Annotated in this window: 8 protein-coding genes; all 8 read left to right on the plus strand. The window is 45.2% G+C overall.

What is annotated here, in order from left to right; genetic code table 11:
- The first annotated feature begins 347 nt into the window (after positions 1-347).
- Positions 348-908: a hypothetical protein gene (locus tag GY843_RS00005; protein WP_297305674.1), complete on the plus strand. Its 561-nt coding sequence runs from the start codon at positions 348-350 to the stop codon at positions 906-908.
- 472 nt (positions 909-1,380) lie between these two features.
- Positions 1,381-1,791: a hypothetical protein gene (locus GY843_RS00010; RefSeq protein WP_297305675.1), complete on the plus strand. Its 411-nt coding sequence runs from the start codon at positions 1,381-1,383 to the stop codon at positions 1,789-1,791.
- A gap of 651 nt (positions 1,792-2,442) precedes the next feature.
- Positions 2,443-3,105: a hypothetical protein gene (locus tag GY843_RS00015; RefSeq protein WP_297305676.1), complete on the plus strand. Its 663-nt coding sequence runs from the start codon at positions 2,443-2,445 to the stop codon at positions 3,103-3,105.
- A 135-nt stretch (positions 3,106-3,240) separates the two neighbouring features.
- On the plus strand, positions 3,241-3,549 hold the full coding sequence (locus tag GY843_RS00020; protein WP_297305677.1) for a transposase: 309 nt from the start codon (positions 3,241-3,243) through the stop codon (positions 3,547-3,549).
- Positions 3,550-3,587: 38 nt separating this feature from the next.
- Entirely contained in the window at positions 3,588-4,529 is a 942-nt protein-coding gene (locus GY843_RS00025) for an IS3 family transposase (RefSeq protein WP_297305678.1), read from the plus strand.
- Between the two features lie 11 nt (positions 4,530-4,540).
- Positions 4,541-5,434 (plus strand): hypothetical protein, encoded by an 894-nt coding sequence (locus GY843_RS00030; protein WP_297305679.1) that lies wholly within the window; start codon positions 4,541-4,543, stop codon positions 5,432-5,434.
- Positions 5,434-7,641 (plus strand): lipopolysaccharide assembly protein LapB, encoded by a 2,208-nt coding sequence (locus GY843_RS00035; protein WP_297305680.1) that lies wholly within the window; start codon positions 5,434-5,436, stop codon positions 7,639-7,641. Before GY843_RS00030 ends, GY843_RS00035 begins: the two co-directional genes overlap by 1 nt.
- Before the next feature lie 115 nt (positions 7,642-7,756).
- Positions 7,757-8,044 carry a hypothetical protein gene (locus GY843_RS00040; RefSeq protein WP_297305681.1) on the plus strand — a complete coding sequence of 96 codons (288 nt, stop codon included), beginning with the start codon at positions 7,757-7,759 and terminating at the stop codon, positions 8,042-8,044.
- Positions 8,045-8,426: the final 382 nt, after the last annotated feature.

The following is an 8,426-nucleotide window of genomic DNA, read 5'->3' on the forward strand; positions in this document are numbered from 1 at the left end:
CTTCTCTCACGCAGTTTTCGCGTACCTTACTGCGTGGAATTAGGCTGTTTTGATGCTCCTTTTCAATGCTTCCTTCATCCTGTCTTTGAGTGTTTTGAGTGCTCGTTTGCATTTATCTCAACTGTTGAGGAACACTACCGGTAATTACCAATAATTATAAATGAAGCGTACTTTGGGGACTCACCGCCGAACCATCCACCACAAAAACGGCATCTGGGGAGAGGTAATAGGAGGGTGTTAAGGTAAACAATGTTTGTCACGGCACATTGTGTTAGGGGCCATCGGAGGCCCCTCGCCACCTGACCTACCCTCTTACCAACTACAGATTGTCCATACAGGGGTTGTTGATGGGAAAACGCATCTCAGATTGGCTGCATCATGTCTCAACTGGCTGGGTGACTTTGATAGCAGTAATCATCTTTCTGCTTTTTTCTGTACTGGTCATGCCTCGTCAAGCAGTTCGCTCAGAAGCGGATGTTGGCAGTGTCGAGTCACCAGATATGTCGTTTTACTACTCGTCTGATAATCTGTACCGTATAGCCAAAGAATATGGAGAACAAGGACGACGGGCATACGTTCGAGCGAGATTGACCTTTGACGTGATATGGCCGTTGGTATACACAGCATTTCTTGGAACTACGATCAGTTGGGTGTACGGCAAGGCATTTACGGCAAATAGTCGTTGGCAGCGTGCAAACCTGGTACCAGTGTTGGGTACACTGTTTGACTATTTGGAGAACCTAACAACTTCCATCGTGATGCTGAGATATCCGCAACCAACAATGATCTTAGCTAGTTTGGCTGGGGTGATGACAACAGTGAAATGGATTTTCGTGAACGGTAGTTTTATGGCATTGTTGGTCGGAGTGGTAGTTGGTGTTTGGGGTTGGATCAGGCGGAGGGGGTAAAGGATTCCAGCCGAGTTGGTTCGTGTGGCAGGGCAGTTGCCGATTAGTTACCTTGCCAACACAATTATGCCAGAAAACTGGTTTGAGCGGTGGCATGCACGGCGCTTGCAGGCGATCTAGGACCTGACCACCGTGACGCAGCGAGTCAGAGAAACGCGCCAGGTCAAGCCCGATGACGTCCCGATGAAGGGTGGCGAGGTCGCACGGGCTATGCGCGGCTGGAGGGCTGCTGACTGTCTGCGTCCACAACAATGGGGGCAGCGGCGAGGTCGCTGAACAATTATGAAACGCTACAGAATAGAAGCCCAGGATGTGGGCTCGACCACCTGGGAGGAGGTATACCTCGCGAACAGCCTACCCGTAGCTCAACGGTACGCGGCTAGATTGCTAGAATCACCCACGATCCAGGTCACCCGAGTGGTGGACCAAGAAAGTGAGGAGATGTGGGTGATCGAGCGGTACGAGGGCCGAGATGACTAGAAAACGGAAAGGAAAACAGGGGAGACACTTTTCTCCAAGTGAAATTGATATGACCACCTTGCAAGGACAGTGTGATTTTGTCCTTGGTATGTGGCCTGTTCTGGCGACTTTTGACTGGGGAGGGTATATGCAAAACGGGCGTGGGGCTATACTCTTTGAGGGCACCAGAGAAGGACCAGAAAAACTCCCAGAGTATACTGTCTCCGGCTCTGACTTTGGTGATGTCGCGTTCAACGCTGAGGCAGAGAAAGCTATTAGAGAATACGATCCCGAGAATGAGATAATTGTGATCTTTGCCTTGCAGGGTGTCGGCTTCACGTGTGGACACCATAGTGTAGACGACCCCACTGCTACACCCCCGATGTGTTTTACAAAGCTGCAGAAGGATGAGATGATGCACTGAGAGGAGTGGTATAATTGCTTGTGAGTGTAACACTTTTAGGAAGGAAACGAGGTAAGGTAAGATGGCAGCTAGCGAACATCTCAAAAGAATAGCGGAGATCCAAAAGAGTACAGAAAAGGAGGCGCTTGAGTATTGTGAGAAAGTGTGGGCATGTCCACAGTACAGATCAACTCCCAGCAGGGCAATCGCCAAAGCTCTGGAACGCTTAGGGCCACACGCTCCTATCGAGGAAGTGGCCAGGGTGGCCGTCGAAATTTGGGCACATAGGAGAGGTGAACGTAGCGATAACACCGAGACTTAGCGCAGATATCCTGATCCTGGGCCAGGCGGTTTCTCTCGACCACTTGGGAGAGGATTTACCAGACCGATGACCTGGACAAGACCCAACGGTATGCCGAGAATAGGTTATCGCTGAGGAGTTAATCCAGGCCACCCGTGTGGTGGACCAACTCACAGAAAAGCTGATGAACAATGATCCGACGCGAATGCGTAGGCACAACGCCTACAAGCAACGTACAAGGAACGGTTACGGGCACTGGTAGCCGTTGCCCCGTCCTGGGTGACTGAGGAGATACTGAGTGCGAGTCAGCGTGTTGGGAAGGATCGAGGGGCGGTTTGGTTTGGGGAGAATTGAGAATAGAGGAATACTTGATGTCAGAAGAAAATCTACAACAAGCCATTGCAGCGATCAAAGCGGGGAACAAGAAATATGCCGAGCAATTACTGACCCAAATCCTCGAGGTTGACGATAACAACGAAGACGCTTGGCTTGGGATGGCCGTTTGTGTGGATGATTCTCAACTCAAACGTGAGTGCTTGCAACGTGCGCTAGAAATTAACCCAAACAGTGAGCTTGCCAAAAGAGGGTTGCAGCGGTTGAACATGTTGAGCAAGGTCAAATCATCAAAGCGTAGAAAGAAGAAGGGCAAGAAGAAAACCCGAAATCTGACTCTCGTGCTGGTTGCTTGCATTGTTGTTGTTTGTTGTGTTGCCGTGGCTATTGCGAGTGGTTCGCGTACCCCACCCACTGCATCACTCCGCACAGCATGGATAAATGGTATTGATAAATGCCCAGACAGTATTGAGTATGGTCAACTAGTAATGGAGGCTGTCAATCTGTATAGTAATCAAGATACACCGATCCCCCCTCTTGCACACATCCCACACGGGGCACAGATTGAAGTATTGGAAGAAGCTGCTAACCCTCTAGGCTTGTGCAAGGTACGATACGACAATCAAGAGGGTTATGTACAAAATATGTTTGTTGTAGATTATGACCCAACACAAGAAGATGGGCCAGACAAATGTTATTGATATTGAGATCAAGCCAACGTACCGGGGACGATAGGGTAGTGTAGTTTGGGAAGAATTGAGGCCTTGCCTTGTATTGCTTCAGATGGAATTGGAGAACAGCCACATCTGAGTTAGTATACAATGGGAGGAGAAACAATGACAAAGAAAAGGAAGCAATACACAGCAAGAGAAAAGGTGGGGATTCTTCGACAGCATCTCTTGGAAGACGTAGCGGTATCGGAGGTATGTGATCAGCACGATCTACAACCGACAGTGTTCTACCGATGGCAAAAGCAGTTGTTTGAAGAGGGAGGAGTAGTATTTGAGCGGCGACGAGATACGGAAAAGAATCGTCTCAAGCAGAGGGTGGAGCAGTTGGAAGCAAAGGTGCAGAAGAAGAATGAAGTAGTGAGTGAGTTGATGGAAGAGTATATAGCGTTAAAAAAAGAACTTGGGGCACCTTGAAGAAAGTCTGGGTGCCCAGGAAAACACGGGATGAAGTTGTGGATTTGGTCAGAGAGTGGTCCAAGAAAACCGAGATAGGGATAGGCCGCTTTATTGGTTGGCTGGGTATAACTGAAAGCAAATACTACTATTGGAAACAGCGGTATGGACAGGAGAACCAGCACAATGGGCAAACGCCTCGCTGGTTTTGGTTGGAGGGATGGGAGAGAGAAGGCATCTTGGATTACTATCGAAAACATCCCAATGAAGGCTATCGTCGTTTGGCATATATGATGTTGGATGGAGATGTGGTGGCCGCTAGCCCCAGCAGCGTCTATCGAGTGCTGAAAGCGGCGGGAATGATGAAAAAATGGGCAAAATCGGTCTCCAAGAAAGGCCAAGGTTTCACTCAGCCAACAAGACCGCACGAGCATTGGCACACTGACATTGCCTACATCAACATCTGTGGCACATTCTACTATCTGTGCAGCCTTCTGGATGGGTATAGCCGCTACGTGATCCATTGGGAGATCCGTGAATCAATGACTGAAGCTGACGTAGAGATCATCATTCAGCGCGCCCGAGAAATGTTCCCTGGGCAGAAATCCCGCATCATTTCAGACAATGGTCCTCAGTTCATTGCCAAGGACTTTAAGGAATTCATCCGCATTTGTGGAATGACTCACGTTCGCACATCCTTCTACTATCCGCAGAGCAACGGCAAGATGGAAAGGTGGTACAAATCGTTGAAATCAGAGTGCATTCGGCCCAAGACACCGCTTTCGGTGGAAGATGCTCGAAGAATTGTCAATCAGTTTGTGAAGTACTATAATGATGAACGCCTGCACAGCGCCATTGGTTATGTGACACCCAGAGATAAATTGCTGGGCAACGAGTCGAAAATCTTTGCTGAACGCAAACGCAAACTGAAAGTTGCTCGTGAACAAAGAGCCAAGAACCAAAGAACAACAGCAGCAGCAAGTAGTAGTTTTGTTCGATAATGGCACGGTCTATGCAACTTGTAGTGTCTTATTTCAGGATGGCAAAACTCCAATTCCCGCTGAACCAATACAGATTGAAGCACAAAGAAATCACACCAAGAGCAATTGACAATAGCAGCCTCTTGATTCAATGTTTGGAAGAAATTGCGGCGAACAGTGCAAATCACCCTGTCGTAATTGCAATTGATGCATTGGACGAGGCAAGCCAATCTGGTCTTGCGCCAAGTGCAAATTCGCTTTATCTACCATCAATACTACCTAAAGGTGTGTATGTCCTAATAACAACACGCCCTTTGAAGGATATGCGCTTGCATGTTACGAGTCAACAAGTATTCAATATGATATCTGATTCAGAAGAAAACTTGCAGGATATCACGACTTACATTAAGGTTTTCACACAACGGAAGGGGATACAAGATAGGATTTCAACTTGGGGAGTAACGGTGAAGCAATTTGTTGCCGCACTAAGAAAGAAAAGCCAAGGTAATTTTATGTATCTATATTATGTGCTCCCAGCAATTGAAAGTGGAGAATTTCATAGAGGCACATTAGATGAATTGCCTGATGGGCTTATGGCATATTATCAACGTCACTGGAGACAAATATTTGAAGGTAATGAGAGGGAGTTTAATTCCATTTACGAGCCCATTATTTGTATTCTTGGAGTAGCGCAGGAACCTATAACAATCCAACAAATTGCATCATGGACATGTTTGAACCAAGGCTTGGTGAAAAAGAGCATTTTATTATGGCGTGAATTTCTGACAGAGGTATGGGTAAACGGTGAACATCGGTATCGAATTTATCACGCCAGTTTTCAGGATTTTTTAAAGGAATGTGTGAATTTAGCTCAATATGATGATATGATAGCCACTTATTACTTATCTTTGATAAGGAGCGTGTAATGGACAACCGTTATGCGGACTTTGATGAATATGGGGCACTTCATTTCGCACGCCATTTAGTGCGTAGCGGTCGGAAGGTTGACCTTTACAGACTGATTGATAAGCCGTGGATGAGTGCGCAATTCAAGCGTTTTTACTCGTACAAAGAATTCGCAAATGACGTGACTTTATTAATTGAGGAAGCAAGTACAGGCCAATCGCCCAACTTGGTTGAATTAATCAGGGGGCAACTCATTTTGGCCACTCTTAACTCTCTTGCGACCCAAGTCCCTCCAGAGTTATGGGGAATGCTAGTTTGTGTAGGCAAAGCGTATCAATCTTTAGGTTTTGCTTTCCTAATTGAAGGCGCAAAACAGCAAGGCAAAGCTTATTATATTATTAGCGATATTCTTTTGAAACAAGGGCATCTAAACGAGGTAAATACCATTGTACAAGAATTACTTACAAGCAACTTGGTTGCAGAATTGGATGTGGTACGTATTCTAATTCGGTTGGGGAATTTTAAAAAAGCTAGCGAGCTTGCAATTTTATCTCAAAATGAAGCATTGTTATTGGAGACAGTTAAATATCTTGTAATGGTCCGGGAGTTTGAGCAGTCTTTTAATGTTTCAATAGCGATCAGCAGTGAGGCAATGAGGTCCGAGGCACTTTTTATAATAGTCGAGGCTATGACCAAATACAATATGTGTAATGAATCGTTGGAGATAGCGAAGAATATTGTAGATGACTGGCACAAAATTAGAGCTATTATCTGTGTAGCCAATTCGTTAATTAGAGCAGGAAAAAAGCTAAAAGCAATAGAAGTGACTGAACAAGCGTGGATTGCAACTTCTAAAATTAGGAGTTGGCCCGAGAGAGATGATGTTTTGTGCAAGATAACTTATACACTAACTCGTGTTGGAATGATTAAATTGACTGGACAAGCAATAACCATGATTAAAACTGAATGGGGTAAAGAACGAGCAATCTTGGGAATTGTTGTTGCTCTTGCAGAAACAGGAAATTTCACCGAGGCTAAAAGGTGGGCCTATAAAATAAGTGCATCATCAGGTACAAAACGAGGGGCGTTCATTGGCATTAGCTATGCTAGAGAGTTAATCGAAAAGTTTGGCAAAGCAGAGCCAATAATAATTAATATGGAACTGGTTTACGCTGAAATGAAAACGCAAATGTGGGAAAGGGTGGCACAACAAACTGAAATAGCTTTGAATCTCGTAAACAATGGTGAGTTGGAAAAAACTGCGGTGATAATTGATCACATATTGGCAAAGGTAGGTAGAATCTCAAACAATGTATCTAGGGCTAGTGCATTAAGTAGGCTGGCTTTTATTTTACTTCGACTTGGGAGAAAAAATGAATCATTTGAAATTGTAGACCAAGCGTTGGAAACAGTTGGTGCAGAATGGAATCAAGGGAACCAGTACAGTGACCAATCCAGAATAGACATTTTAATTAGAGTATCTCAGGTGATGGCGGACGCAAAAGAATACGATAAAGCTGTCAAGTTGGCCAATCGGGCTTTCGCCGCTACAGTAGAACTGGATTATTATGATTGGATATATAAAACAATTCGAATGAGCGAAATTGCCTTGATATTTGTAAGTGTTGAGAGAGAAGATAAGGCAATTGAGATAGCTGAACAAGCATTAACCACAGCGACAAAAATTCAAGACGAAGTATATAAAACAGAATTTCTAATTCTAGCAGCAGTGGAATTATTACAATTTGAGAAATGGGAAAAAGCGACAAAAGCATTCGAATATACAATGAACATAGTTAAGATGCTGAGTGTACATTATCCAAGGCAAGTGGCGTTACGTAGAATAGCTCAAGCTATGAATGTGGAGGAAGAGGCAAATCAGGATTTAACATTGGGTGAAAACCTTGAAGGCAGAGGTTCTAAAGCAAGACAGTTACACAAGGTAACCCAATTACTTACTCAAACATGGGAGAGTAGAATTGATGAATTGAAGAGTAACAAATGTACAAATTCATTAAATAAAATAGCTCAATCTATGTCTCAATCGGATAAAAAAAATCAAGCTATACAGAACTTGTGGGTCTCTTTCACTACAACTTCATTTAAGAATCGAATGGAAGTGTTTGATAAAACAAAAGACTTGATTGTAAATTTGGCTACCTTGGATCAAGGTGAAACATTATGGTCTGTATGCAGAGCTATGATAAATGTGGATTCGTGGTGGTAGATATAGATTGCAAACATAGGTCGAATTGGTCAGCAGAGCCGTCGTGAGGCAACATGTCGAAGTACAAAATTTGATTGTCTAGAGCAGAAGTGCGCTGGTGAAGTGAAAAACAGATTTGTCGGCAGGTCGAGAGAACGCAGATGGAAATGCACCTTGGGAGCGGGTTTGTTGGGCAAAAGCAAAGCGCCGCGCTAACCTACGCATTGCAGGCGACTTGGTTATCTGGGCGCTACTTCAACGCTTCTGCCCGCATTTGCGTTTGTTGCTAGGCGAAGATGCTCACGCCGCACCCACCAAGCGCCTGAATGCAATCGTTAGGTTGACTCGCTCCCGCAAAAAGCGCGGGAGGCTCCTCAACCTAACGGCGGAGCTAACAGCAGGGTTAGTTCGACTCGCTAGTTGAACTTGCTCGACAACTTGATCACCCGCTTCAGATTGGTTGCAGGGCGATTGGGGCAACACGTGACCGCTCCTCAACCTAACTACCCGCTGAAGCTGACCTTGCTATTTTTTGAATGGACAAATGCTCCGCCCGAAACAATTCACTGCGTTGCCATTTTTCGTCCGCTTGACCCGCAAGGCGGGTTAGCTCCGCCGTTAGCTGCCGTAAGTCGAAGCGAAAGCGACTGTTTCCCACAGTCACAGAATAACATAGACAAGGAGTATAGAGACTCTTGAAAAAGTAGTCATATCTGGACAGTAGGATGAAAACTGTAAGACTATGATGGGTGAAGCATCGTAATCATTCTAAAGTAGCTACCGTAGCATCAAAATACTGCCTGAGA

The organism is Neptuniibacter sp., from assembly GCF_024231755.1.
GTDB lineage: Bacteria > Pseudomonadota > Gammaproteobacteria > Pseudomonadales > Balneatricaceae > Neptuniibacter.